Origin of the sequence: Flagellimonas pelagia (genome assembly GCF_003584135.1) — a bacterium.
GTDB lineage: Bacteria > Bacteroidota > Bacteroidia > Flavobacteriales > Flavobacteriaceae > Flagellimonas > Flagellimonas pelagia.
The window spans coordinates 258,533-282,945 of sequence record NZ_QXFI01000033.1 but is presented as its reverse complement, the minus strand read 5'-3'; the positions used below and the strand labels follow the sequence as shown (position 1 = coordinate 282,945).

Sequence of the window (24,413 nt, the reverse complement as noted above, 5' to 3'; positions counted from 1 at the left end):
TATGGATTTGACCCAAGGAACAGAAGAAGAGAAAGTAATCAGGGCAAAAAAGATGATGCTCTGGTTCGGAATTGTGAGTTTGACCATGGGCTTTGCCGGTTGGACCAGTGCCTATATCGTGAGCAGTAAGCGCGATGATTGGATCAGTGATCTGGAACTCCCGCAGGCTTTTTTCGTGAGTACGGCAATCATCATTTTGAGCAGTATTACCTATATATTGGCCAGGAGGGCCGTTAAAAAAAGCAACCAGAAGCAAGCGACTGTTTTTCTGGTGACTACTTTGGTATTGGGTATCACCTTCATTGTGTTGCAGTTTATGGGTTTTTCCCAAATGTTGGAGAACGGATATTACTTTACAGGACCGACCAGTAATATCAAAATGTCCTATGTGTTTTTGCTTGCAGCCGTTCACATTGCCCACGTTGTAGCGGGTTTGATCACCCTTTTGGTAGTGATGGTGCAACAGTTGAGGGGAAAATATACGGCCCAGAAAATGTTGGGGATGGAATTGGGTGCCACGTTTTGGCACTTTTTGGATTTTATTTGGGTGTATTTGATTGTGTTCATGTATTTCATGAAATAAATTTAGGTTGGAGTAGTTTTACTTCAACTTTATCTTTTCGAATACGTCAAAAGGTGTAAATTTGTGAAAGTTTTAATAAAACGACCTTTTATATGGATGCAACGGTAACAACCGGTACTGAAGACAGCGTTTGGGGAGGTGGTAATCAACCTCTGGGCGCTAGCTATGGAAAAATGATGATGTGGTTCTTTATCATGTCTGATGCACTTACCTTTTCTGGATTTTTGGTGGCATATGGCTTTTCAAGGTTCAAGTTCATTGAACTTTGGCCTATTGCCGATGAGGTGTTCACGCACGTGCCCTTTTTCCACGGTAACTTTCCGATGTACTATGTGGCCTTTATGACCTTTATTCTGATCATGTCTTCCGTAACCATGGTATTGGCTGTGGACGCTGGGCACAAGATGAAACAGAACAGGGTCATCCTCTATATGTTCCTTACCATTATCGGTGGTCTTATCTTCGTTGGGTCCCAAGCATGGGAATGGTCAACTTTTATCAGGGGAGACCATGGTGCCGTAGAGACCAAGGCTGGAAAGATCCTACAATTTGTGGATGCCGAAAGTGGGGCAAGGTTATCTTTGGCCGATTTCGCCAAGACGTTGCCGGAAGAAAGGGTAAAACATGAAAAGAATGATGGGATTTGGTTTGTTAGTGAAGGGTACAAAACGTCTTTCTCCTTGAACGAGGTTGTTGAAGGTTTCAAAGCAAACCCGAACATCGTTATCAGAACCGAACAATTGAACGAAGAAGGGCACAAGACCGTTCTGGATAGGGCACAATCGCTGACACAACTTTCCCATGCCGTTCAGGTAGTGGAAGGAGCAAACCTCATCCACAACGAATACGGTCACCGATTGTTTGCCGACTTCTTTTTCTTTATCACAGGATTCCACGGATTCCACGTATTCTCAGGAGTTATCATCAATATCATTATTTTCTTCAATGTGATTTTGGGAACCTATGAGCGCAGAGGGCATTATGAAATGGTAGAGAAAGTTGGTCTTTACTGGCACTTTGTGGATTTGGTTTGGGTATTCGTATTTACATTCTTTTACTTGGTTTAAAACATTGATTATTCATGGCACACGATCATAAACTCGAAATTTTTAGAGGACTTTTAAAATTTAAGTCGAACACCCAAAAAATATGGGGCGTATTGATATTCCTTTCCATTGTGACCACTGTTGAGGTAGCCTTGGGTATCACCAAGCCAAGGGCATTGACCCATAGCCATATTTTGGGAATGAAAGTACTGAACTGGATCTTCATCATCCTTACCTTGGTAAAGGCCTATTATATTGCTTGGGACTTTATGCATTTGCGTGATGAAAAGAATTCCTTGAGAAGGGTTATCGTTTGGACACCTGTTTTCTTGATATGCTATTTGATCTTTATCTTGCTTTTCGAAGCGGATTATATCTACAATGTATACAAGGACGGATTCCTCACTTGGAACTTCTAAGAAAGTATTAACAGCAATAAAAGACGGTTTTCCAACCGTCTTTTTTTATTTTTGTACGGTTTAGGATTTCATGAAAAAAAAGGTTGTTTTATTTATTCTGTTCGTGTTCCCGGTAGTGGCCTATCTATTCTTTGCATCGGGGATCAATCACTTTGGAAAACTGCCCGTCCTGAAAGAAAAGATTCCTGATATTTCCGAAATGGACAGTCAGGTGCAGCTGAAGGACAAGATTACCATATTGGGTTTTTTGGGAAGCAATTTGGATGATAAGAAAGGGAATGCCTTCAACCTGAACCAAAAAATATACAAACGCTTTGGGGAGTTCAACGATTTTCAGGTGGTGATGGTCGTTCCCAAGGGAAGTGAAACCGAGGCGCAGGAACTGAAAAAGGAACTGGGTGAAATTTCCGATGTGGACAAATGGCATTTTGCCTTTGGTTCCGAAGCAGAGATACAATCCTATTTCAAAGGGCTTGGAACTGATGTGGAACTGGCCAGTGACCTTTCCACTCCTTATGTGTTCATCATCGATAAGGATTTGAGCCTAAGGGGAAGGAATGATGATGAGGACGAAGGGGTTAAATTTGGTTTCGATACGTCTTCCGTAGCGGAGCTTAACAATAAAATGGTGGACGACGTCAAGATCATCTTGGCAGAATACCGCCTCGCTTTAAAAAAGAACAATGCCGACAGGAGCAAATAAGAAGAAAAAATACACCTACGTTTGGGTATCCGCAATCATCCTGATTTTCGGGAGTTTTGCGGTCCATGAAATCACCAAACGGATAAAGGGCGGTACCATAGTGGAGAACGACAGAATGAGCGTGGGAATGCAGCACAGGCCATTGGCCTTTATTGTAAATGAGGGAAAAAGGCGAAAGGTGCCCGAATTTTCCTTTTTGGACCAAGACAGTGTCATGATCACCAACAAGGACTATTTAGGGAAAGTCTATGTGGTGGAATTTTTCTTTACTACTTGCCCGACCATTTGCCCCATTATGACCAAAAACTTGGTAGAAGTTGAGAAAACCTTCAAGGACCATGATGATTTTGGGGTGGCCTCTTTTACCATAAACCCACGGTATGACACTCCCTCGGTCCTTAAAAAGTATATGAGAAAATACGGTATCACCGACAAGGACTGGCATTTGATGACCGGTGACCAAGAAGCCATATACAATCTAGCCCAAGAAGGGTTTTACATTTTCGCCAGTGAAAATGGGGATGCCCCCGGAGGATTTGAACATTCTGGGATGTTCGCATTGGTGGATAAAAATGGGTATATTCGCTCCCGTGAGGATGAGTTCGGTAACCCACTGATCTATTATAGGGGAACCATTACCGAAAAGCAAGGGGTAAATGATGAGGGTGAGACCCAACAGATTACCATATTAAAAGAGGACATTAAAAAATTATTGGCAGAATGACCGAGGAAATTTCTTTGAAGGAAAAACGGTTCAATAAATGGATAACAGTGATATCCATTGCGATACCTTTGGTTGTGGCATTGCTGTTCGGTTATAAGATCCCCAATGCAAAACCCTTATCTTTTCTACCGCCCATATATGCGGCCATCAATGGAATTACGGCCATATTGTTGGTTGCTGCGGTAGTGGCCATTAAAAATGGAAGGCAGTCCCTGCACCAAAAGTTGATGACCACCAACATTGTCTTGTCGGCTTTGTTCCTGATTATGTACGTGGCGTACCACATGACGTCGGAGACGACTATTTACGGAGGGGAAGGTTTCTTGAAATATATTTATTATTTCATTCTTTTGACGCACATTGTATTGTCCATTTCCGTTATTCCCTTAGTGCTTATCACATACTCGAAGGTATATTTGGACGATTTTGAAAGCCACAGGCTTTGGGCCAAATATACATTCCCGATTTGGCTGTATGTTGCCGTTACTGGGGTGGTTGTCTATATCATGATTTCTCCCTACTATCAATATTGATGTATTATGAAGGTTAAACTGTTATTGGTTTTTGTTGTATTGTTGGCGTTTCCATCGGTGATGGATGCTCAATGTGCCATGTGCCGTGCAGTAGTGGAGAGCGAAGCGGATGGAGGCACTGCTGAAGGAATCAATAACGGGATAGTTTACTTAATGGCCGTGCCCTATGTTTTGATTGCCGCCCTGTTCTATTTCATCTACAGAAAAATGAGGGGATAGGCCCCAAACCCATTTTTTTTCTCATTAGGTGTAACATTTTGCGGTTTTTTTCATCTAATACATGTACGCTTGCGTATTCATCAATCAAAATCGCTAACCTATGTTCGACCTTGAGCGGTGGCAAGAAATATTTGACACCATCCGAAAGAACAAACTCCGTACTTTTTTGACCGGGCTTTCCGTAGCCTCCGGTATCTTCATACTCGTTATTCTTTTGGGTTTTGGGCAAGGTATGCGCAACGGCATTGAACAGGAGTTCAAGGAAGATGCCTCTACCAGTGTTTGGGTATGGCCAGGCGTAACCTCAAAAGAGTACAAAGGGCTCAATCCCGGAAGACCCATTCAACTGGTCAATGAAAATTTCGATAACGCCTCTGCCATCTTCAAAAGTGATATTGAATATGGTTCGTCTCGCACCTTTGTGCGCGGGGTTACGGTCAACTATGGAAAGGAAGCCCTTATTTATAGCGTTCAGGGAGTGGCGGCCGATTTTCAGTTTATAGAGAATGCCTCCATGATAGAAGGTCGGTTCATCAACTACCAAGATGAAGCAAGTGCAGGCAAGGTGGCCATTATTGGCAATAAGATCAAAAAGGATGTTTTCAACGAAGTGGAGACGCCCATTGGGGAGTTCATCGATGTGTCGGGAATACCCTTCAAGGTCATCGGCGTTTACAAAGAAATGGAAGATCGTGAGGAAGAGCGCATTTACATCCCTATTACCACAGCACAAAAGGCCTTTAATGGAGGCAACCGGGTGAACAACATGTCCTTTACCCTTCCCCCTGTAGAAAACTTCGATCAAGCAGTGGCACAGGCCATCGATTTTAAAAATGGTCTTAGGGAATATCTGCAACAGGTGCATACCGTAGCTCCGGACGATACCAGTGCCATGGAGGTATGGAGCGCTATGGAAGAGGCAAAAAGATACTATGGCCTCACCAACAACATCAAGCTCTTTTTCTGGTTTGTGGGGATTTGTACCATCATTGCCGGGGTGGTAGGTGTTAGTAACATCATGATGATCGTGGTGAAGGAGCGCACCCGTGAAATCGGGATTAGAAAGGCATTGGGGGCCAAACCTTGGTCCATTATCGGGATGATCCTGCACGAAGCTATTTTCGTGACGGCCATTTCGGGTTTTGCCGGGCTGATCTTTAGTATGGCCTTATTGGAACTCGTAGGACCCAATATTGAGGTGGATTATGTGTTGAACCCTTCTGTGAATTTCAACGTGGCCTTCTCCACGGTACTCGTACTGATCGCTGCGGGAACCCTGGCAGGATTTGTCCCTGCCTACCGGGCCGCAAAAGTGAAAGTGATAGAATCCCTTCGGGACGAATAAATATAAGTAAGTCAAGATGTTCAATAGAGATAGATGGCGGGAAATTCTGGAAGTCCTCACAAGCAATGTGTGGCGTACCATTTTTACGGCCTTTGGGGTCTGTTGGGGCATCTTTATCCTGATTGTACTCTTGGCTGCTGGAAAGGGACTTGAAAACGGAATTAAAAAAGACTTTGGTGATATTGCCACCAATACCATGTTCATGTGGACGCGTGCCACTACCCGTGCCTATGAAGGGTTGCCCCAGGGGAGACGATTTGAGTTTAAGATCAATGATGTACAGGCCATTCGAGACAATGTGCCGAACCTTCGGTTTATTTCCCCAAGGAACCAATTGGGCGGTTTTGGGGGCAACAATAATGTGGTGCGAGGTATTCGGACCGGAGCCTACAATGTGTATGGCGATTATCCGGAAATCATCAACCAAGATCCCATGGCGGTTACTTCGGGAAGGTTCTTGAACTACAACGACATCAACGAGAAGAGAAAAGTGGCCATTATCGGGTTGGGCGTTCGGAACGACCTTTATGATAAGGATGAAGATCCGCTGGGCACCTACATTAAAATTCAGGGAGTGAATTTCCTGGTAATCGGTACCTATAAAAAGAACAATAGTGGAGGAGGGGAAGAAGGCCAAAAGGAAATCTTTGTGCCCTTCACTTCGTTTTCCCAAGCCTTTAATAGGGGCGAGGATGTAGGTTGGATGGCCATCACCGCCAATGATGGCAGTTCCATTTCCGTGTTGAAAGATAAGATTGTGAGCGTAATGAAAGAGAGGCACAAAGTGCATCCAGAAGATACCCGGGCCGTTGGTTATTTTGACCTGTACGAACAATATAACCGGGTGGAAAGCCTATTCGGGGCATTGAAGGCGGTAGCCTATATCGTAGGGATCATGGTGTTGCTTTCCGGAATTATTGGGGTCAGTAATATCATGCTGATCGTGGTGAAAGAACGCACCAAGGAAATCGGAATCCGTAGGGCTCTTGGGGAACAGCCTTGGTCCATAAAAAAACAGATTTTGATGGAATCCATCTTTTTGACCCTGATTTCAGGAATGATGGGTATCATTTTTGGATCCTTGGTCATTTTCGGGATCAATTCCCTTTTGGATAGTGTGGGCCCGGTGGATATGTTCATGAGCCCAAGTGTTAGTGTTGGGGTAGTTACCGGGGCACTGACCATTTTAATGGTCTCTGGGTTATTGGCCGGATTCATCCCGGCGCAAAGTGCCATTCGGGTGAGACCCATTGAAGCATTACGAACAGAATAAATAGAAATCAATCAAAATAATAGCATATAAAAATGAAAAAGTCGGTAACCATTGCCATCCTGTTGCTCATCGTAATCGTGTTCGGTGGCTCCATGTATTATCTCTATCAGAAAAACGCTGAAGATCCGGTAATATATGAGACCGAAACACCATCTACACAGACCATTGTTAAAAAAGCGGTGGCCACGGGCAGTATTCTTCCTTTGGAAGAAGTATTGATCAAACCCAACATTTCTGGGGTGATAGAGGAAATATTCGTTGAAGGAGGGGATTTTGTAAAATCTGGCGACCTGTTGGCCAAGATCAAAGTGGTCCCTAACCTTTCAGCGCTTAACGATGCCAAAAATGCCATTGATGAAGCCAAAATCAATCTGGACGATCAAATGCGGAACCTGGAGCGGCAAACTGCGCTGTTCGGAAAAGGGGTGATCTCCAAAACCGATATGGAACGCGCCCAGGTAACCTATGATCAGGCCAAACAAGCCTATGCTGCCGCCAATAAACGATATGATATCGTGAAAACGGGAACCACCAGCGGACTGAGCAATGCTGCCAATACTATGATCAGGGCTACTGTGAGCGGAATGGTGCTGGAGGTGCCCGTGGAAGTGGGCAACCAGGTCATAGAGAGCAACAATTTCAATGAAGGGACCACCATAGCCGCTATTGCCGATGTGAACAAAATGATCTTTGAAGGTAAGGTGGACGAATCCGAAGTAGGGAGGATCAAAGAAGACCTTCCCTTGGAGATTACCGTAGGGGCCATAGAGGATAAGGTCTTTGATGCCATCTTGGATTATATCGCTCCAAAAGGCAAAGAGGAAAATGGAGCTATCCAGTTTGAGATCAAAGGGTCGTTGAAAAAAAGCGATACCACCTTTATCCGTGCGGGACTTAGCGCAAATGCCTCCATTATTCTGGCCCGTGCCGATAGTGTTTTGGCCGTTAAGGAAGCCTTGGTGCAGTTTGATGGGGATACCAAAAAACCTTTTGTGGAGATTGAAACGGCCGACCAACAATTTGAACGTCGCGATGTGGAATTGGGGGTAAGCGACGGGATATTTGTAGAGGTCAAATCGGGCCTAGCTGCTACCGATAAGATAAAAGTTTGGAACGCAATCGCTGAAGAATAGGCCTTTAATCAATCATTTAACAAAAAATTTAAATAATTGCTGTAACAATTTAACAACTTGTAGGTCTAACAAGCAAGAGGTTAAAAAAGATAGCTAACATAACCAATCATGATAGAAATCAAAGATCTTCATAAATCCTATAAAATGGGAAGCAACTCCCTTCATGTTTTAAAGGGGATAAATTTTAAAGTGGAAGAAGGGGAACTAGTGGCCATTATGGGGTCTTCAGGATCTGGAAAATCCACCTTGTTGAACATTTTGGGAATGTTGGATGGGGCCGATTCAGGAGAATATACCTTGGACGGGGTGCCTATCAAAAACCTCAGTGAAACCAAAGCTGCACAGTACAGGAACAAGTTCCTGGGTTTCATCTTCCAATCCTTCAACTTGATCAATTACAAAAGTGCCTTGGAGAACGTGGCCCTTCCACTGTACTATCAAAAAGTACCTAGAAAGGAGCGCCAGGAAAAGGCTATGCAGTATTTGGACAGGGTAGGTCTTAAACCATGGGCTACCCACCATCCGAGTGAGTTGTCCGGTGGACAAAAGCAAAGGGTGGCCATAGCCAGGGCCATGGCAGCTGAGCCCAAAGTACTTTTAGCGGATGAGCCAACGGGAGCCTTGGATAGTAAAACGTCCTATGAGGTCATGGACTTGATCCAAAAAATCAATGACGAAGGCAATACCATTTTGGTGGTGACTCACGAAGAGGATATTGCGCACATGTGCAAACGCATCGTACACCTTAAGGATGGTGTGATCGTGGAGGACAAAAAAATAGAACAAGTAAGGGCAGAGCAATATGTTTGATCGCGACGTTTGGCAGGAAATTTTCAACACGATTAAGACGAACAAGCTACGGACCTTCCTAACTGGATTCTCTGTGGGATGGGCCATCTTTATTTTGGTGATGCTATTGGCTTCCGTCAATGGTATGCAGAATGGTTTTACCAACCAATTCAATGATGATGCCACCAATTCCATCTTCGTTCGTCCCGGAACCACCTCCAAGGCCTATGCCGGTTTTGAGGCAGGCAGGCGTATTCAGTTGAAGAACGATGACATTGAATATATCAAAAGAAGCTTTCCTGAAGATATTGAATACATAAGCGCCAGATATTATGCCAATGGAACCGCGAGATATAAAAGTGAAACAGGGTCCTATTCCATTCAGGCAGTATTGCCCGAAGATCAAATCATAGAGAAGACCTTGGTCATGGCCGGAAGATATATCAACGAAGCCGATCAGGTGAACAAGGCCAAAGTGGCCGTAATTGGCAGAAAGGTTGCAGAGGATCTGTTCAAAAAAGAAGATCCGGTGGGTAATTTTGTCGAGATCAATGGGTTGCCCTTTAGGGTAATTGGCATTTTTACCGACGACGGGGATGACAATGCGGAGCGAAGGATACATGCTCCATTGAGTACCTATCAACGCATCTATGGCAATACCAATGATATCAATACCATTGCCCTTACCTATAACCCTACCTACGACCTTGCCAAGGCACTGGAATTTTCTGGAAGGTTGGAAGATTTGATGAAAAGAAGGCACAAGATCGATCCAGAGGATCAGGCCGGGCTATACGTTTGGAACTATGCGGAAGCTTTTGAGAACATCAGCAGTTTTACCGCAGTTTTGAAGGGCATCGGTATCGGGGTCGGATTTTTGATTCTCATTGCCGGTATTGTGGGGATAGGAAACATCATGGTCTTCACCATAAAGGAGCGAACCAAAGAAATTGGAGTGCGGAAGGCCTTGGGAGCAAGACCCAGACAAATTGTGAACTTGGTTTTGTTGGAGTCTGTTTTCATTACCGCCATTTCAGGTTTTGTGGGACTATTGTTTGCTTGGATCATACTTGCCGCATTGGGTCCAATGTTCCAAACGCCGGCCTTCAGTAATCCATCGGTAAGTGCCTCCACGGTAATTACTGCCACTATCATATTGATTATTGCTGGAGTATTGGCCGGTCTGTTACCAGCCATGAAGGCGGCAAATGTTAAACCGATTGTAGCACTAAGCGATAAATAATTATGTGGTTATTCGACAGGGACTTATGGTTTGAAATTTTTCATACGCTGGGCAAGAACATGTTCCGTACGTTCTTGACCATGTTGGGTGTGATTTTTGCCATGATCATATTGGTGTTATTGCTTGGTTCTGCCAATGGGATGAGCAACGGTTTTAATAAGATATTTGCTGGAACAGCTTCCAACAGTTTGTTTGTTTGGGGACAACAGACCTCAATGCCATACAAAGGTTTTGAAAGGGGACGTAGGATCCGGTATAAAATTGAGGATGCAGAGATTCTAAAAAAGCAGATTCCAGAAATAGAGGTTTTAGCGCCAAGAATAGAACTGGCAAGCCATAGGGGAACGGTCACTGTTTATCGTAATGGGCAAACAAGTGGTTCTGCTGTATATGGGGATTATCCGGAAATAGACAATATCACAAAAAAGAAATTGGTGGAAGGCAGGTTCCTGAACCAGACCGATATGGACCACTCCAAAAAAGTATGTGTCATTGGGGAAGAGACCTATAAATTATTGTTCGACAAGGGGGAAAAAGCCATAGGGGAAGATATTAGGATCAATGGGGTGTATTTCACCGTCGTGGGCATTTACAAACCCAACAACAACATCAACATTGATGGGGAAAATGCAGTATTCATTCCTTTTACCACTTTTCAAAAGGCCTTCAACTCGGGAGATTTAATGGGATGGATGGCCATTGCGGTACAGGAGAATACACCCGTTCCTGTGGTCGAAAAGCAAATCAAGGATATTTTAAAGGCCAAGTATGATATCCATCCGGATGATGAACGGGCGATAGGTAGTTTCGATATGTCCGAGATTTTCAACAACATTACGGCCTTTACCACTGTTCTTCAAGGATTTTCATTTTTCATCGGCATTTTTACCTTGCTGGCCGGGGTCATTGCGATCAGTAATATTTTATTGATTACGGTAAAGGAAAGGACCAAGGAAATTGGAGTGCGAAGAGCATTGGGTGCAACCCCAAAAATCGTGAAACGACAAATTGTGGTCGAAGCCATCGTATTGACCACCTTTGCAGGCCTGGTGGGTTTTGCTATCTCCGTGGGGATTTTGTCCATCATGGACTCCATGTGGGGCAGCGGGGACAATTTTCCCTTTGTAAAGCCTATGATCAGTGTGCCACAGTTTTTTGTCTCCTTTGTATTGATGGTGGGACTGAGCGTACTGATTGGATTGTTGCCGGCCAACAGGGCGGTAAGGGTAAGGCCTATAGAAGCATTAAGAGAAGAATAATCAACACAAATAAATAACGAATCAAATAAACGATAATGAACAAGTATGTAAAGTACGGATTGATTGGAGTAGCGGTCATTGGAATTTTGGCCGCCATGGTATACTTTCTAAAACAGAACAGTACACCTGTTGAACTCTACAAGACCGAAACCGCAATCCGCAAGGATATTGTGAACAAGGTAATTGTTACAGGAAAGGTCATTCCAGAAGACGAGATCAATATCAAACCCCAAATATCCGGGATCATAGACAAGATTATTTTGGAAGAAGGGGTAAAGGTTAAGGCAGGAGACCTTATCGCCGTGATCAAGGTGGTTCCCAACGAACAATCCTTGAACCAGGCAGCTGGAAGGGTCCGCAATGCAGAGCTTGCTCTTAACAATGCCAAAATTGAATATGATAGGAACAAAGTATTGTTCGATAAAGGCGTAATCTCCAGTCAGGATTTCAACAACTTGAAATTGACCTTTGATCAGGCGACCCAAGAACTGAAGAATGCCCAGGCCGATTACCAGATTATTCAAAAAGGATCTGCGGGTGGCTCGGCCAGTGCCAATACCAATATTAGGGCTACTGTTTCCGGGACTATTTTGGAAATTCCGGTAAAGGAAGGGGACCAGGTAATTCAAAGTAACAACTTTAACGACGGTACCACTATAGCCACTATAGCCGACATGGGCAAAATGATATTTGAAGGAGAAGTGGATGAAGCTGAAGTTGGTAAATTGCATGTAGGAATGCCTTTGGAAATTAGCATGGGTGCTTTGGAAGAACAAAAGTTCGAGGCCAAATTAAAATTCATCGCACCAAAAGGTGTGGAGGAAGAAGGTGCCGTTCAGTTCAAGATTGAAGGTGATATGCACATCCCGGATTCTACTTCCTATGTTAGGGCAGGGTACAGTGCCAATGCTTCCATTGTTTTGGAAGAGAAGAAAGATGTACTCTCTATTAAAGAAGCTTTGCTACAGTTCGATAAGGAAACGGAAAAACCTTATGTAGAGGTAGAAACAGGTGAGAACAAGTTCGAAAGAAAAGACCTGGAGTTGGGTGTAAGTGATGGTATCGATGTGGAAATTGTTTCCGGAATCGATGAAAACTCCAAGATCAAGGTTTGGAACAAGCTAGAGAAAAAGTCGGACGATAATTAATAATGGCTGACCAACAATTAAGAACCAAAAATCAAAAAACGAATGAAAAATAGCATAACGATACTCCTACTGTTGTTCACGGTCTCCGTGTCCACGGCGCAAATGCGTAAATGGACGCTTCAGGAATGTGTGGAATATGCAGTGGAACACAATTTGACAATTCAACAGTTTGAATTGGATCTGGAAAATGTCAAAATCGATAAATCAGATGCAGAAGGTGCATTTATTCCAAGTTTAAATGCAAATGCTTCTGTATCCGAACGATCCGGACTTGTTATTGATCCAAATAGTAACAGTAATGTTGCCGGAAAGATTTTCTCATTCTCTCCTAGCATATCATCAAATATGACCTTGTTCGATGGATTGAGGAATGTTCACAGATTAAATCGGGCCAAACTGAACGCCATTGCAAGCCAATATCGATTGGATAATTTGAAGGACGATATCCGTTTGAACGTAGCCAATGCCTATTTACTTGTGCTTTCAGGAAAGGAACAATTGAAGTCTTTCAAAGGGCAGTATGCCGTTACGGAGCAAGATTTGAAAAAGACCAGGGAGCTGGTTGCATCAGGGGTTTTGCCACAGGGCGATCTGTTGGAGATTGAGGCGACTGCCGCCAATCAGGAACAACAAATCGTAAACGGTGAGGGCAATGTGTTGATAGCCCGTGTAAACTTGGCCCAATTGCTGCAGCTTACGGATTATGAAAACTTCGATATAGCGGAGGAAGAATTTGATATCCCACCTTCCGATATTTTGAAGAATTCGGCCAAGGTCATCTTTGATAAGGCTCTGACCTTTAGAAACGATATTAAATTATCAGAATCTAACGTGGAATTGGCAAAGAAAGATGTTCAGATTGCTAAAGGCGCATATGCTCCCACCATTGGTGCATTTTTCAATTACAACACCTTTTACAGTAATCAATACCAAATTGTTCTAGATCCGACCACAAATACCCCATTATTGTTCCGCTCTGATTTTAAGGACCAGTTGTGGCAAAATGATGGAATATCTTATGGGTTTCAGATGAATGTTCCCATCTTTAACGGATGGAGCGCACGTAACAGTGTAAAGCGTTCCCAGATCAGTTTAGAAAAAGCAAAGGTGCAGTTTGAACAGGATAAATTGGCTTTGGAGAATACCATTCAACAGGCCTATGTGGATGTAAGTACTTTTGAAAAAGCCTATGAGGCCGCTTTGAAATCTTTGGAAGCCCGCACACTTGCTTATGATTATGCCAAGGAACGTTACGACAATGGTTTGATGAACGCTTTCGACTTTAGTCAAGCACAGGCTAGGGTAGACAATGCCAAGGCAGATGTGATCCGTACCAAGTACGATTATATTTTCCGACTCAAAATATTGGAGTTCTACTTTGGTTTGCCCATTTCATTAAACTAGTATCTTTGTGGCCGCTATGGCCATTATACTAAACTTAGAAACAGCAACGACCAATTGCTCCGTAAGTGTCTCAAAGAACAACGAGATTCTCTGTCTTAAGGAGAACAATGCAGCAGATTATTCGCATTCGGAACAATTGCACCTATTTATCAAAGAAGCCTTGCAAGAGGCTTCTTTGTCATTTTCGGACCTCGATGCCATTGCTATAAGCAAGGGTCCCGGTTCCTACACCGGACTTCGTATTGGGGTTTCCTCCGCAAAAGGACTTTGCTTTTCTTTGGACCTACCTTTGATTTCCATTCCCACCCTGGAAAGTATGGCCCATAAAGTTGATTTGAAAGAAGGGGAAGTGGTAATTCCGGTATTGGACGCTAGGCGTATGGAGGTGTATTCCTGCGTGTTTGACCATCGATACCAAGAAATTAGGGAAACCCGTGCCGAAATCATTGATGAGAATTCTTTTGGGGATTATTTCTCCTTCCCCAAAGTTCATATTATCGGCAGCGGAGCCGAAAAGTGCCAACAGGTCCTGCATGCCCCGAACTATAATTTTGACACCTCTGTGGTCCCTTCAGCAAAGGAAATGGCATCCCTGGCCTACCATAAATTCCTGCATAAGGATTTTGAGGACGTAGCCTATTTTGAACCCTATTACTTAAAGGATTTTGTCCTTCAGACCAAAAAGAAATCCTAGCCCTTCGCTGCTTGGTGCATGACCCTCTGTGGAAATGGGATTTCGATTCCGGCAGCATCAAAGCGCAACTTGGTTTGCTCGATCACATAAAAATGGGCGGCCCAGAAAACATCGTTGTTGGCCCAAAAGCGTAAGGTCAGATTCACCGAACTATCTCCTAATGCACCAACGTACACTTCGGGAGCAGGTTCAGTGTTGATATTTGGATTTTCCGCACAGATTTGTAAAAGGATTTCTTTGGCTTCCTTGATATTGGACCCATACCCGATCCCGACATCAATTTTATCACGACGGGTACTTTCCATATTATAATTAATGATGTTCCCGTTGGACAATTGCCCATTGGGAAGAATGGCTATCTGATTACCAAAAGTGCTCAACTTGGTATTGAAAATGGAAATCTCCTTTACAGTGCCATCAATACCTTGGGCTGAAATAAAGTCGCCCACTTTGAAAGGCTTAAAAATCAGGATGAGGACACCTCCAGCAAAGTTGGCCAATGAGCCTTGCAGGGCCAGGCCAATGGCCAGACCGGCGGCACCTATAATGGCAACTAGGGAAGAGGTCTTTACGCCCAATTGGGTGACTACCAATACAAACAGCAAAGCCTTAAGCGTAATACTGATAAAGCTCTGCAGAAAGGATTCCAGGGTTTCGTCGTAATCCTTCTTTGCAAAAAAGCGACGTACCATCTTATTGATGAATTTGATGACCCAAAACCCAACAAAAAAGATGATAATGGCCATAACAAGGTTGGGCAATACACCAATGCCCCACATCACCGCTTTGTCAATATATTCTTGGTAGTTTTCCAGTTGTTTCATAAGGATTTCTGTTTTGTGGACAACCTAGTCAATAATCTTTTAAATAAAAAATTTGGAACGCAAACAAATGTTAATGTTGTCAGGGAAGCTTGATCTGTTCCAATACGTCTTTTGCGGTTGAAACGGGAAGCTTGCAGGCTCCTTCAATACAAACATAGGCCAACGTTTTACCCAAAACCTCCCGATTTTGAAGCAGTTCGAGGTTGCTTTCGCTTACAGAGCCGGCCAAAATGCTGTTGGGGATATAGATGGCTCCTATTGTTTGTCCCATAGTTTTAAAATCTGGTCCCACTAGGGCAATTTCATAAAAATCTTGATTGATGTACAACACTAGGTTCAACCAATTGGCAAAGCCTTGTGCCCTTTTGTCAAAATCCTGCTGCACGTTTTTAAGCATTTGAGTGGCGATGGAATCATAACCTTCACCATGAAAATATTTGTCCAACTTAAATAGGCTGTTGGCCATGATGGAATTGGAAGAAGAAATCACATTATCGTTGGTCTCAATGCTTCTTCGGATTAGAGAACGGTCCTCATCCGATGTGAAAAAGTACATGCCCGAATCTGCGTCAAAAAAATGTTGATGGGCATAATCGGTCAACCTTTTGGCATTTTGGAGCCATTGCTCATCAAAAGTGACCTCGTAAAGGGAAATATATGCGTCAATCAAGGTGGCATAATCTTCCAAAAAGGCATTTATGGTACTTTTTCCCTCTTTATGGTTGCGATAAAGCGAATGATCTTTTTTTACCATTTCCCTTTGAATAAAGCTGGCATTTTTCAAAGCCAAGCTTAAATATTCATCGTTTCCTAAATAGCGATAGGCATCTACAAGTCCTTTCAGCATCAAGGCATTCCAAGAAGTAAGGATTTTATCATCCAATCTGGGTTTGGGGCGCTTGCTTCTTTCTTTTCTTAAAATGGCCAAGTCAGCCTTCATTTTTTCTTGTAATTCTGAAGTGGAAATGCCATGTTTTTGTGCCAATTCTTCATCGGTTTTATCCCGGATGAGTACATAATTTTCATCCTCCCAAAGCCCATAAGAGTTGATGTTGAAATAATCCTGAAAAACATCAAGATCTTCACCCAGTAATCGTTCCAATTCTTCTTTCGTCCATACGTAATAGGCTCCTTCCTTCAGTTCGCCATGTTCGTCCATACTATCAGCGTCCAAGGAAGAATAAAACCCTCCGCTTTCATCCAACAGCTCTTCCTGAGTAAAAGCAATGGTTTGCTGCACTACCTTTTTGTACAGTTCATTTTTGGTGACGGCGTAGGCCTTGGCGTATAGACTGATCAATTGCCCGTTGTCGTAGAGCATTTTTTCAAAATGGGGAATGTGCCATTTGGTATCCACGGCATATCGTGAAAATCCACCTCCCACATGATCAAAAATGCCTCCAAAGGCCATTCGGGTTAGGGTAGTGTCCACAACTTCCATAATGTCCTTGCGGTTTTGGGTTGTGGCATAGTGCAACAGAAAATCCCAATTGTTGGGCATCATGAATTTAGGTGCCCGTTTATGTCCGCCCAAAAAGGTGTCAAAATATAGGGACCAATTATGGATTGCAGCTTCTAGCTGATTCAAGTTGAAAAGGTCATTTTCCTTGTTGTGCTCCACCAAATTGATGGCGTGTAACCCATTCCCAAGGTCTGTGGCATATTGGGTGATACGAGGTTTGTCTTTTTGGTAAAGTTCTGCCAGTTGCTCCAAAGATCTCATCCAATTTTCTTTGGGGACGTACGTAGCACCCCAAAACGGACGGCCATCGGGCAAGGCCACAATGTTCAGGGGCCAACCACCGTTGCCTGAAATCATCTGTATGGCATCCATATAAATTTGGTCCACATCTGGCCGTTCCTCACGATCGATCTTGATGTTGATGAAATGTTCGTTCATCACTTTGGCCACTTCGGGATTTTCAAAACATTCCTTTTCCATCACATGGCACCAATGACAGGCCGCATATCCAATACTAATGAGCAGCAATTTATCCTCTTTTTGGGCCCGTTCCAGAACCTCAGGAAGCCAAGCTTCCCAGTTCACGGGATTATGGGCATGTTGCAATAAATAGGGACTGGTTTCGTGGATTAGCGCATTGGTATGTTCGTGGGTCACTTTATTGGGTTTTGGGTTACAGCCTAGGAAGACCATCAAAATTAGGAGGAAGAATGGAAACTTAATGGACATTTCTTCACTTTTGGGAATAAAAAAAGCGTCCCTTGGGACGCTTTTTTCTTTTGTGGATGATTTACTGTACCTCAAAGGTAATCTTAACGTTCACCCTGTAGTCATCAATCTTTCCATCCTTAACGGTGGCACTTTGCTCGTTGATATAGATGGAACGAATGTTTTTCACGGATTTTGCGGCTTGTTCCAGTGCATTTTTTGCTGCGTCTTCCCAGCTTTTATCGGAATTGGCCAATACTTCAATAACTTTTAAAACTGCCATGGTCAATGTTTTTTAAATTTCTTAAATTTAGCAAAAATTTACCGGAAACGGGTTATAAAAACCCTTAAAATTAGCCGTTCAGGGCCACCACTTCGCGGATTTTATCGCCCATCATGTTCTTCAACATCGTCTCGATCCCATTCTTGAGGGTAAAGGTGGATGAAGGACAACCGCTACAGGCTCCCTGTAGGATCACACTGACGGTTCCGCTTTCCTCTTCATAGGATTGAAACTGGATATTTCCACCATCACTGGCAACGGCGGGTTTCACATATTCCTCCAAAATATCGATAATCTGTTGGGAGGTGTCATCATAGCTGAGGTTGACCTTCTCCTGTTGTTTGGATTCCTCCTTTTTTTGAAGCGCCTCCGCAGTGACGACATCCTTCCCATCAGCTAAAAAATCACGGATAAATTCCCGCAGTTGCATATTGATTTCATCCCAGTCCGCCACATCATATTTGGTTACGGAAACATAGTTTTCATCCATGAACACTTCTTTCACAAAAGGTAGATGGAAAAGTTCCTTGGCCAATGGAGCATCCTTGGCCTCATCGATGTTCTTGAACTCGTAAGTGGAAGGCACAATGCGCTTGTTGCAGACGAACTTCATCACCGAAGGGTTAGGGGTTACTTCGGCATAAACGGTAACGGGCTGCTTTTTTTGCACATCCTCTTCGTTCACCACTGGTTCCCCGGCATTCAGGTATTCTACCAATTGTTGGGCCACATCGGCCTTTACATCTTCCCAGGTCACGATATCGTACCTTTCCAAAGCCACAAAATTGCTGGCGATGTACACCGTTTTAATGAACGGAAGGTAAAAAAGTTGCTGTGCCAAGGGAGAATTTTTGGCCTCGTCTATATTCTTGTATTCGTAATTGCCCTTCACCAAAAAATGGTTGGCCTCCAATTTGATGATCTTAGGATTATTGGTGGCTATTACGGTGATATTATATTCTTTCATCGGTTTAATTTGATACAAAAATACCAATAGTTGATATGTGCAGCAAAATATTATAATAATGTCCTTTGCAAACCGTTATCTAAATGTTTGATTATTTTTAAATCACAACCATTAGCCCAGATCGTCACATGAGACGCAGCACAACCTCAATCATTATTGCCCTGTTCTTTGGTTTTATGGCCAAGGCACAGGAGGGAATCCCCGTATATTTTGACTACTTGGCGGATAACTATTATTTGGTCTATCCATCCATGGCGGGTATTGCTGAGGGGACCAAGATTCGTCTTACGGCCAGAAAGCAATGGTTCAATGTGGACGAGGCTCCCAGTCTCCAAACGTTCAATATCAATTCTAGAGTGGGGGAACGTAGCGGTATCGGAGGTATTCTATTTAATGATTCCAACGGCTACCATTCCCAAACCGGGTTTAAAGGAACGTATGCCCACCACTTGCAGCTTGGTGGTGATTTCAGAACACTGAACCAACTTTCGTTCGGACTTAGTGCAGGAGTGATATTAAGTAGTTTGGATGAAACGGAATTTAGGTCTGTGATACCCGATCCTGTGGTCACAGGGGTAAAAAATACGACCAGTTATTTCAATGTGGATTTGGGCGCATCCTACAACTTGTTCGAGTTCTACGCCCATGCGGCAATCCTCAATGTTTTGGGAAGCGGACGTGACCTATATAGTGCAGTTGAAATCGACAACATTAGAAGATATTTGCTTTCCGCAGGTTATGTATTCGGAAAAAAAACTAGGGTGGAGCCTTCCATCTTGTTCCAGATGACGGATTATACCAAGGAAAAAACGGTTGACCTGAACGCCAAGGTGTACAAGGATGTTAGTTTCGGTACCATTTGGGCCGGACTTTCTTACCGAAGAAGTTTTGATGGGGCACAGTACCAATCCAACGGAACTTTTGGCGAGCAACGTTTGCAATTGTTCACGCCAATTGTGGGTGTGAATGTGAACCGTTTCTTGTTCTCCTATAATTATTCCTATCAATCCGGGGATATCCGTTTTGATAATGGCGGGTTCCACCAGATTACCTTGGGCTACGATTTTGGTCAGAGCGATGATGGCAAACGATACGATTGTTATTGCCCAGCAGCCAACAATTAAAAATGGCCCACCACAAGGGATGAGCCATTTCCAACCAACCAATAAAAACTACATTAATCCCACTTCATATTTTTCTTGGAGGCTTGGCTCTTGATGGCCGATAACATGGCGTTTTCCAATTCCCCTTTTTCCTCTTTCTGGCTTTGGGCGATATAAGCCTCACGTTTCGCATTCAATTCTTGGATTTCCTTTTGAATTTTTTCACGCTCCGCTTTTTTGTCCTCAACGTACGCTTTGATTTCACTTTTGGATTTGCCCTGCAACTCTTTGGGAAGGTCATTATCCTTCAATTTGGATAGCACGGCTTCATCATCCTCCACGGCATCCACCAAATCCCATTGGGAATTTTTATACAGTCTGGAGCTTTTGCTCACCGCACGTTTTACCACAACGACTTCTTCCAGCTCAGCGGCATTCAGGTCCTGAGCGCTTTGCTGCGCTTTCTTTTCATACCCAATGGAACCATACGAAATATAGGTGTTGTTCAATTTGGAATTCAATTTGATGATGACATCGTCATAAGGGGTGTTGATGTGCACGATCTGTTGATTATGGTCAATGGCCATATATTCCCCTCCGGTCAATGAGGCACCACTTTTCCATTCGGTACTGATGCCTTGTTGAAAATTGCCACAGAAAATAGTATTCACGATCACATCCTTTTCCTTGGCATTGGCGGCTGCATCCCTGTAATTCAATTTGCCTTGTGTGAAGGGTTCATTCCCTGCAATAAAGATCATTTTAAGATCATCGGCATTCTTGCCCCAATCCAATTGTTTCAGGGAAGTTTGAATGACCTCTCCACAATATTCCTCACCGCCATTAGTGGTCAGGGAGAATAGTTTTTCTGAAATTTCATCCAAGTCATCCGAAAATCCCAATACCTGTCTAATGTACCCTTCACGGGAAGAAAGATTATCATTTCCATATTCATAAAGGGCAATTTGAAGCATGGGTCGGGTATCGTTGCCACATTTGGCGTGGGTAAACTCGTTCACAATATCCCACAATTGTGCCTTGGCTTGGTTGATGAGTCCGTCCATACTGTTACTGGTATCGAGCAACAAAGCGATTTTTACAAAATGCTTGCTTGGTTTTTCCACAATGGATTGGGTCACCAATACCGTATTTTCTTTTTCCTGTGCTTTGAGGTTGCAACCGTAGCTGGCACCTGTGGCCATAAGTGCGAATGCTGTTCCCAATACTTTATTCAAATGTTTCATGATGCAATGTTTTTAAATGATGGCTTAAAAGTATAGGCATCTTTTTGCAATAAAAATCGAGAATGAGCCAAATGGCAATCAGAATGAGCCAATGAACCGGATGACTTTGTAAAGTGGTAAAATCGAGGTGTATTTGAGCTTCTTTCCCTAAAAATCCATTTTTTAATACGCTTGGGATGAACTAAGTTTACTTCAATTATGATGAAAAGGGCTTACATATTTATCTGTTTGTTGATGACCACCCTGACCGCCGTGTCCCAAGTGGGGCAAACCAGTGGCGGGGTGGAGATCAAGGGTTCCGTGAAGGGCAAGGAGAACTATGTGCCCATTTCTGGGGTTGAGGTGTCTACGGACAAGGGAGAATATACCAAGACCAATAGTTTGGGAGAGTTCAAGATTAGGGCTTCCATTGGAGATATACTCATTTTTGAAAGCCCAGAGATCGAAACGGTGCGTCATAGGATCATTTCCGGTGAGGATGTAGATGTTTTGGTGGAAGGATATGGAAAGGGAATTTCCAAAAAGAGGGAAAGCTCGGCATCCAAAACAAGGAGTGTGGCAATGGACCACCAACGACTGTTGGATTCTGCCAACTTTTATAAAAAAACCAGTCTGGAAAAGAGCATCGATTTTGTGGCCCAATCCATGGAGCCCTTGGGTACTTCGGGCAACAAACGGGAACTTGCCCAATCCCTGCGAACTTTAGGTGAAATTTACCTTTATCACAAACAATACGATTTGGCCATCGATAATTTTAAGGATGCCCTTTCTGCAACGGAGTCCAATCGAACTAAATTATTGTTGGGACAAGCATACACCTTGAATGGGCAAAACGATTTGGCCATCAGAACCCTTACCTCCTTGATCGAAGAAAAAAGCATGGTACCCTATCAACGAGTGGAACTCTTTGAGGCTTTAGGTGATGCCAACAAGGGTAATGGTAAAATAAAGGAGGCGCAAGGATATTACAAACAAGGTTTGGTGATTGCGGAGAAGAACCAGATTTCGCCCAAGATTATCGACCTGAATTCCAAAATGGCGGATGCCTTTGCAAGTGAGGATAGGGAGGTAGAGGCCGAAGGGTATTATCGAAATTCGTTGGACCTGTCCAAAAAAGTCGCCCCGGAACGTATGATCCAAGAGAGTGAACGCGTAGCCGATTATTACAACCAGAAAAGTAGGTACGGTGATGAGATCCAACAGCGGAAAAAAAGTTTGAACGAGCTCAAGCAACTTTCCCCTCCAAGTGTGCCTCGTGAAAGCAAAGGCGTGTCAGGTTCCGACACCATTACCTCACAACGCATCAATTACAAGATTGCGAGTGCCTATATTGCCCAAGACAAGCTGGATGAGGCCATTCCCTATCTCGAAAAAAGTATTGTGGAAGCCGATAAGGATGATGATTTGGTTATCCAAAAAGATGCTACCCGTAAACTTTCGGAAGTATATCGGAACAAGGGCGATTTCACCAAGGCCTTGGAGTCCTATCAAGATTATGTGGCCGTTGTGGATAGTCTGTATGTGAGAAAGGAACAGGAAATCTCTAGGGCTGCTCGCTTCAACCGGGAAATTGCCAATACCCAAAACCGAATTTCTAGCTTGGAGCAGGAACGCGAACTAGCGCAGAGCAAGTACAGTCTGGCTGTTACCGAACAACAATTGTACGAGGAGACCAGTAAACGCCAAAAGTGGATCATTTATTCCCTCATCTTTGGGATTGCGATGATGTCGTTGACTGCATTTTTGTACTACCGCAGTGACAAACAGCAGAAATTGGCCAACAACCTATTGGCGTTAAAATCGCTGCGAACCCAGATGAATCCGCATTTCATCTTTAATGCGCTCAACTCCGTGAACAATTATATCGCCAAAAGTGACGAACGCAGTGCCAACCGGTTTTTGAGTGAGTTTTCGGTGCTCATGCGCAGCGTACTCGAAAATTCCGAGGAAGATTTTATTCCCTTGGCCAAGGAGCTCGAACTATTGGAGCTTTATGTGAAGTTGGAACATTCCCGCTTTGCGGATAAATTCGATTATGAGGTGGTGGTGGACCCCGCAGTGGATGTGGAGGCATTTCAGATTCCGCCCATGCTGCTCCAGCCTTATATTGAAAATGCCATCTGGCACGGCTTGCGCTACAAGGAAGAAAAAGGATTTTTAAAAATCAAGGTGCTTCCGGTGACGAACGACATGTTGGAAATCATCATCGAGGACAATGGCATCGGCAGAAAAAAGTCCGCAGAACTGAAGACCAGTAATCAAAAGAAACAAAAGTCCAAAGGGATGGGAAATATCAAAAAGCGCATCGAGATTTTGAACGATATGTACAAAAATCGGGTGGACGTTTCCATTTCCGACCTAAATGGAGACCATACCGGGACCAGAGTGTCCCTTAAACTGAAAAAGCAATGATGGAACTCAAGGCAATCATCGTGGAGGACGAGGCCAATAGCCGCGAAATACTTCGGAACTATTTGGCCAAGTATTGCGAAGGCGTAAAACTCCTCGGGGAAGCCGCCAATATTGAACAAGGATTGTCATTGATCCAAAACCAGGAACCCGATCTGGTGTTCTTGGATGTGGAAATGCCCTTTGGCAACGCCTTTGACCTTCTGGACAAAATTCCAGACCGTTCGTTCGAGATCATTTTTGTCACGGCCTACAACCAATATGCCATGGATGCCCTTAATCATCATGCCGCTTATTATCTGATGAAGCCCATCAATATTGATGAATTGGTCAAAGCGGTGGAGTATGTACGGGCCATTAAGGAAAAGGAAAATGCCTTGGAAGGACAGGTGCTGAAGGCAAGGCCCATCAAGGCAGAAGGAAAGATTACCTTACCACAGCAGGATGGCTTTCAGGTATTGGAGGTAGGAGATATCTATTTTTGCAAGGCGGATGATAACTACACGGAAATCTATCTGGAAAAGAAAAAAATTGTGGTGAGCAAGACCCTGAAATATTTTGAAGATGCCCTGCAACCCTATCCCTTTGCCAGGATCCATAAATCGTATCTGGTCAATGTATCCGAAGTGGTCAAGTACAAAAAGGGCAAAGGAGGTAGTGTTATTTTGTCCAACGGGAAGGAACTCTCCGTATCCGCCTCCAAAAAAGCAGAACTATTGTCATATTTTCAATAGATGAATATGACCGTTGAGCATTTTGACCGTAATTTGTCAGTTCGAGTAATTTTTCAAGAGAAAAATTGTATCGAGAACCAGCATTTCAAGCCCAAAACCGATTCTCGATACAAAATTCCCCCGGAATTTCACTCGAATTGACGGCTTTAGCATGAGAAGCGAGA

Annotated in this window: 24 protein-coding genes; 19 read left to right on the top strand and 5 right to left on the bottom strand. The window is 43.6% G+C overall.

The features are described from left to right. Window position 1 precedes the first annotated feature (1 nt). The 16 genes from D2V05_RS15375 to tsaB all read left to right on the top strand — a co-directional run bounded on the left by D2V05_RS15375 (window position 2) and on the right by tsaB (window position 14,515). Window positions 2-583, top strand: a complete 582-nt coding sequence (locus D2V05_RS15375; RefSeq protein WP_119648472.1) for a cytochrome c oxidase subunit 3 — start codon at window positions 2-4, stop codon at window positions 581-583. A 92-nt stretch (window positions 584-675) separates the two neighbouring features. Beyond that, window positions 676-1,650, top strand: coding sequence for a cytochrome c oxidase subunit 3 (locus D2V05_RS15370; protein ID WP_119638606.1), 975 nt, complete (start codon window positions 676-678; stop codon window positions 1,648-1,650). Between the two features lie 14 nt (window positions 1,651-1,664). Next, the gene (locus tag D2V05_RS15365) at window positions 1,665-2,048 is read left to right on the top strand and encodes a cytochrome C oxidase subunit IV family protein (RefSeq protein ID WP_119638607.1); all 384 of its coding nucleotides are present in this window, start codon (window positions 1,665-1,667) and stop codon (window positions 2,046-2,048) included. A gap of 70 nt (window positions 2,049-2,118) precedes the next feature. After that, window positions 2,119-2,751: a hypothetical protein gene (locus tag D2V05_RS15360; protein WP_119648471.1), complete on the top strand. Its 633-nt coding sequence runs from the start codon at window positions 2,119-2,121 to the stop codon at window positions 2,749-2,751. Continuing rightward, window positions 2,732-3,475 (top strand): SCO family protein, encoded by a 744-nt coding sequence (locus D2V05_RS15355; RefSeq protein ID WP_119648470.1) that lies wholly within the window; start codon window positions 2,732-2,734, stop codon window positions 3,473-3,475. The genes D2V05_RS15360 and D2V05_RS15355 overlap by 20 nt, the downstream gene beginning before the upstream one ends. Then, window positions 3,472-4,008, top strand: a complete 537-nt coding sequence (locus tag D2V05_RS15350; RefSeq protein WP_119648469.1) for a DUF420 domain-containing protein — start codon at window positions 3,472-3,474, stop codon at window positions 4,006-4,008. Before D2V05_RS15355 ends, D2V05_RS15350 begins: the two co-directional genes overlap by 4 nt. 6 nt (window positions 4,009-4,014) lie before the next feature. Beyond that, the gene (locus D2V05_RS15345; RefSeq protein WP_119648468.1) at window positions 4,015-4,227 is read left to right on the top strand and encodes a hypothetical protein; all 213 of its coding nucleotides are present in this window, start codon (window positions 4,015-4,017) and stop codon (window positions 4,225-4,227) included. A gap of 100 nt (window positions 4,228-4,327) precedes the next feature. Next, window positions 4,328-5,572 carry an ABC transporter permease gene (locus D2V05_RS15340; protein ID WP_119648467.1) on the top strand — a complete coding sequence of 415 codons (1,245 nt, stop codon included), beginning with the start codon at window positions 4,328-4,330 and terminating at the stop codon, window positions 5,570-5,572. A gap of 16 nt (window positions 5,573-5,588) precedes the next feature. Further along, the gene (locus tag D2V05_RS15335) at window positions 5,589-6,845 is read left to right on the top strand and encodes an ABC transporter permease (RefSeq protein WP_119648466.1); all 1,257 of its coding nucleotides are present in this window, start codon (window positions 5,589-5,591) and stop codon (window positions 6,843-6,845) included. Between the two features lie 32 nt (window positions 6,846-6,877). Beyond that, complete coding sequence (locus D2V05_RS15330; protein WP_119648465.1) at window positions 6,878-7,978, top strand: efflux RND transporter periplasmic adaptor subunit; 1,101 nt, start codon at window positions 6,878-6,880, stop codon at window positions 7,976-7,978. A gap of 108 nt (window positions 7,979-8,086) precedes the next feature. Then, window positions 8,087-8,788: an ABC transporter ATP-binding protein gene (locus D2V05_RS15325; RefSeq protein ID WP_119648464.1), complete on the top strand. Its 702-nt coding sequence runs from the start codon at window positions 8,087-8,089 to the stop codon at window positions 8,786-8,788. Continuing rightward, the gene (locus tag D2V05_RS15320) at window positions 8,781-10,010 is read left to right on the top strand and encodes an ABC transporter permease (protein WP_119648463.1); all 1,230 of its coding nucleotides are present in this window, start codon (window positions 8,781-8,783) and stop codon (window positions 10,008-10,010) included. Before D2V05_RS15325 ends, D2V05_RS15320 begins: the two co-directional genes overlap by 8 nt. A 2-nt stretch (window positions 10,011-10,012) precedes the next feature. Then, on the top strand, window positions 10,013-11,269 hold the full coding sequence (locus D2V05_RS15315) for an ABC transporter permease (RefSeq protein ID WP_119648462.1): 1,257 nt from the start codon (window positions 10,013-10,015) through the stop codon (window positions 11,267-11,269). Window positions 11,270-11,304: 35 nt separating this feature from the next. Next, window positions 11,305-12,417 (top strand): efflux RND transporter periplasmic adaptor subunit, encoded by a 1,113-nt coding sequence (locus D2V05_RS15310; RefSeq protein WP_119648461.1) that lies wholly within the window; start codon window positions 11,305-11,307, stop codon window positions 12,415-12,417. Between the two features lie 42 nt (window positions 12,418-12,459). Further along, the gene (locus D2V05_RS15305) at window positions 12,460-13,821 is read left to right on the top strand and encodes a TolC family protein (protein WP_119648460.1); all 1,362 of its coding nucleotides are present in this window, start codon (window positions 12,460-12,462) and stop codon (window positions 13,819-13,821) included. 16 nt (window positions 13,822-13,837) lie between these two features. Then, window positions 13,838-14,515 carry a tRNA (adenosine(37)-N6)-threonylcarbamoyltransferase complex dimerization subunit type 1 TsaB gene (tsaB, locus tag D2V05_RS15300; protein ID WP_119648459.1) on the top strand — a complete coding sequence of 226 codons (678 nt, stop codon included), beginning with the start codon at window positions 13,838-13,840 and terminating at the stop codon, window positions 14,513-14,515. On the opposite strand, the gene D2V05_RS15295 is transcribed toward tsaB, so the two are convergent. The 4 genes from D2V05_RS15295 to D2V05_RS15280 form a co-directional block, all read right to left on the bottom strand. Further along, a complete protein-coding gene (locus D2V05_RS15295; protein ID WP_119648458.1) occupies window positions 14,512-15,339 on the bottom strand; it encodes a mechanosensitive ion channel family protein in 828 nt (275 codons plus the stop codon). The two genes, tsaB and D2V05_RS15295, sit on opposite strands and share 4 nt — an antisense overlap. A gap of 79 nt (window positions 15,340-15,418) precedes the next feature. Further along, window positions 15,419-17,530 (bottom strand): thioredoxin domain-containing protein, encoded by a 2,112-nt coding sequence (locus D2V05_RS15290; RefSeq protein ID WP_119648457.1) that lies wholly within the window; start codon window positions 17,528-17,530, stop codon window positions 15,419-15,421. A 61-nt stretch (window positions 17,531-17,591) separates the two neighbouring features. Then, window positions 17,592-17,792: a dodecin family protein gene (locus D2V05_RS15285; protein ID WP_119648456.1), complete on the bottom strand. Its 201-nt coding sequence runs from the start codon at window positions 17,790-17,792 to the stop codon at window positions 17,592-17,594. A gap of 70 nt (window positions 17,793-17,862) precedes the next feature. Beyond that, window positions 17,863-18,759, bottom strand: a complete 897-nt coding sequence (locus D2V05_RS15280; RefSeq protein WP_119648455.1) for a NifU family protein — start codon at window positions 18,757-18,759, stop codon at window positions 17,863-17,865. Between the two features lie 128 nt (window positions 18,760-18,887). Here D2V05_RS15280 and D2V05_RS15275 point away from each other — a divergent pair, with 128 nt between their 5' ends. Continuing rightward, entirely contained in the window at window positions 18,888-19,883 is a 996-nt protein-coding gene (locus tag D2V05_RS15275; protein ID WP_119648454.1) for a PorP/SprF family type IX secretion system membrane protein, read from the top strand. 53 nt (window positions 19,884-19,936) lie between these two features. Here D2V05_RS15275 and D2V05_RS15270 read toward each other — a convergent pair whose 3' ends face one another. Continuing rightward, window positions 19,937-21,106: a vWA domain-containing protein gene (locus tag D2V05_RS15270; RefSeq protein WP_119648453.1), complete on the bottom strand. Its 1,170-nt coding sequence runs from the start codon at window positions 21,104-21,106 to the stop codon at window positions 19,937-19,939. A 234-nt stretch (window positions 21,107-21,340) separates the two neighbouring features. Here D2V05_RS15270 and D2V05_RS15265 point away from each other — a divergent pair, with 234 nt between their 5' ends. Together D2V05_RS15265 and D2V05_RS15260 are read left to right on the top strand one after the other, a co-directional pair. Continuing rightward, window positions 21,341-23,518, top strand: coding sequence for a tetratricopeptide repeat-containing sensor histidine kinase (locus tag D2V05_RS15265; RefSeq protein ID WP_235855472.1), 2,178 nt, complete (start codon window positions 21,341-21,343; stop codon window positions 23,516-23,518). Next, a complete protein-coding gene (locus D2V05_RS15260) occupies window positions 23,518-24,249 on the top strand; it encodes a LytR/AlgR family response regulator transcription factor (protein ID WP_119648620.1) in 732 nt (243 codons plus the stop codon). The genes D2V05_RS15265 and D2V05_RS15260 overlap by 1 nt, the downstream gene beginning before the upstream one ends. Window positions 24,250-24,413 lie beyond the last annotated feature (164 nt).

Excerpts from the sequence above, each read along its gene's own strand:
- D2V05_RS15375 (WP_119648472.1), top strand. The coding sequence starts at position 2 with ATGGATTTGACCCAAGGAACAGAAGAAGAGAAAGTAATCAGGGCAAAA.
- D2V05_RS15370 (WP_119638606.1), top strand. The coding sequence starts at position 676 with ATGGATGCAACGGTAACAACCGGTACTGAAGACAGCGTTTGGGGAGGT.
- D2V05_RS15365 (WP_119638607.1), top strand. The coding sequence starts at position 1,665 with ATGGCACACGATCATAAACTCGAAATTTTTAGAGGACTTTTAAAATTT.
- D2V05_RS15360 (WP_119648471.1), top strand. The coding sequence starts at position 2,119 with ATGAAAAAAAAGGTTGTTTTATTTATTCTGTTCGTGTTCCCGGTAGTG.
- D2V05_RS15355 (WP_119648470.1), top strand. The coding sequence starts at position 2,732 with ATGCCGACAGGAGCAAATAAGAAGAAAAAATACACCTACGTTTGGGTA.
- D2V05_RS15350 (WP_119648469.1), top strand. The coding sequence starts at position 3,472 with ATGACCGAGGAAATTTCTTTGAAGGAAAAACGGTTCAATAAATGGATA.
- D2V05_RS15345 (WP_119648468.1), top strand. The coding sequence starts at position 4,015 with ATGAAGGTTAAACTGTTATTGGTTTTTGTTGTATTGTTGGCGTTTCCA.
- D2V05_RS15340 (WP_119648467.1), top strand. The coding sequence starts at position 4,328 with ATGTTCGACCTTGAGCGGTGGCAAGAAATATTTGACACCATCCGAAAG.
- D2V05_RS15335 (WP_119648466.1), top strand. The coding sequence starts at position 5,589 with ATGTTCAATAGAGATAGATGGCGGGAAATTCTGGAAGTCCTCACAAGC.
- D2V05_RS15330 (WP_119648465.1), top strand. The coding sequence starts at position 6,878 with ATGAAAAAGTCGGTAACCATTGCCATCCTGTTGCTCATCGTAATCGTG.
- D2V05_RS15325 (WP_119648464.1), top strand. The coding sequence starts at position 8,087 with ATGATAGAAATCAAAGATCTTCATAAATCCTATAAAATGGGAAGCAAC.
- D2V05_RS15320 (WP_119648463.1), top strand. The coding sequence starts at position 8,781 with ATGTTTGATCGCGACGTTTGGCAGGAAATTTTCAACACGATTAAGACG.
- D2V05_RS15315 (WP_119648462.1), top strand. The coding sequence starts at position 10,013 with ATGTGGTTATTCGACAGGGACTTATGGTTTGAAATTTTTCATACGCTG.
- D2V05_RS15310 (WP_119648461.1), top strand. The coding sequence starts at position 11,305 with ATGAACAAGTATGTAAAGTACGGATTGATTGGAGTAGCGGTCATTGGA.
- D2V05_RS15305 (WP_119648460.1), top strand. The coding sequence starts at position 12,460 with ATGAAAAATAGCATAACGATACTCCTACTGTTGTTCACGGTCTCCGTG.
- tsaB (WP_119648459.1), top strand. The coding sequence starts at position 13,838 with ATGGCCATTATACTAAACTTAGAAACAGCAACGACCAATTGCTCCGTA.
- D2V05_RS15295 (WP_119648458.1), bottom strand. The coding sequence starts at position 15,339 with ATGAAACAACTGGAAAACTACCAAGAATATATTGACAAAGCGGTGATG.
- D2V05_RS15290 (WP_119648457.1), bottom strand. The coding sequence starts at position 17,530 with ATGTCCATTAAGTTTCCATTCTTCCTCCTAATTTTGATGGTCTTCCTA.
- D2V05_RS15285 (WP_119648456.1), bottom strand. The coding sequence starts at position 17,792 with ATGGCAGTTTTAAAAGTTATTGAAGTATTGGCCAATTCCGATAAAAGC.
- D2V05_RS15280 (WP_119648455.1), bottom strand. The coding sequence starts at position 18,759 with ATGAAAGAATATAATATCACCGTAATAGCCACCAATAATCCTAAGATC.
- D2V05_RS15275 (WP_119648454.1), top strand. The coding sequence starts at position 18,888 with ATGAGACGCAGCACAACCTCAATCATTATTGCCCTGTTCTTTGGTTTT.
- D2V05_RS15270 (WP_119648453.1), bottom strand. The coding sequence starts at position 21,106 with ATGAAACATTTGAATAAAGTATTGGGAACAGCATTCGCACTTATGGCC.
- D2V05_RS15265 (WP_235855472.1), top strand. The coding sequence starts at position 21,341 with ATGACCACCCTGACCGCCGTGTCCCAAGTGGGGCAAACCAGTGGCGGG.
- D2V05_RS15260 (WP_119648620.1), top strand. The coding sequence starts at position 23,518 with ATGGAACTCAAGGCAATCATCGTGGAGGACGAGGCCAATAGCCGCGAA.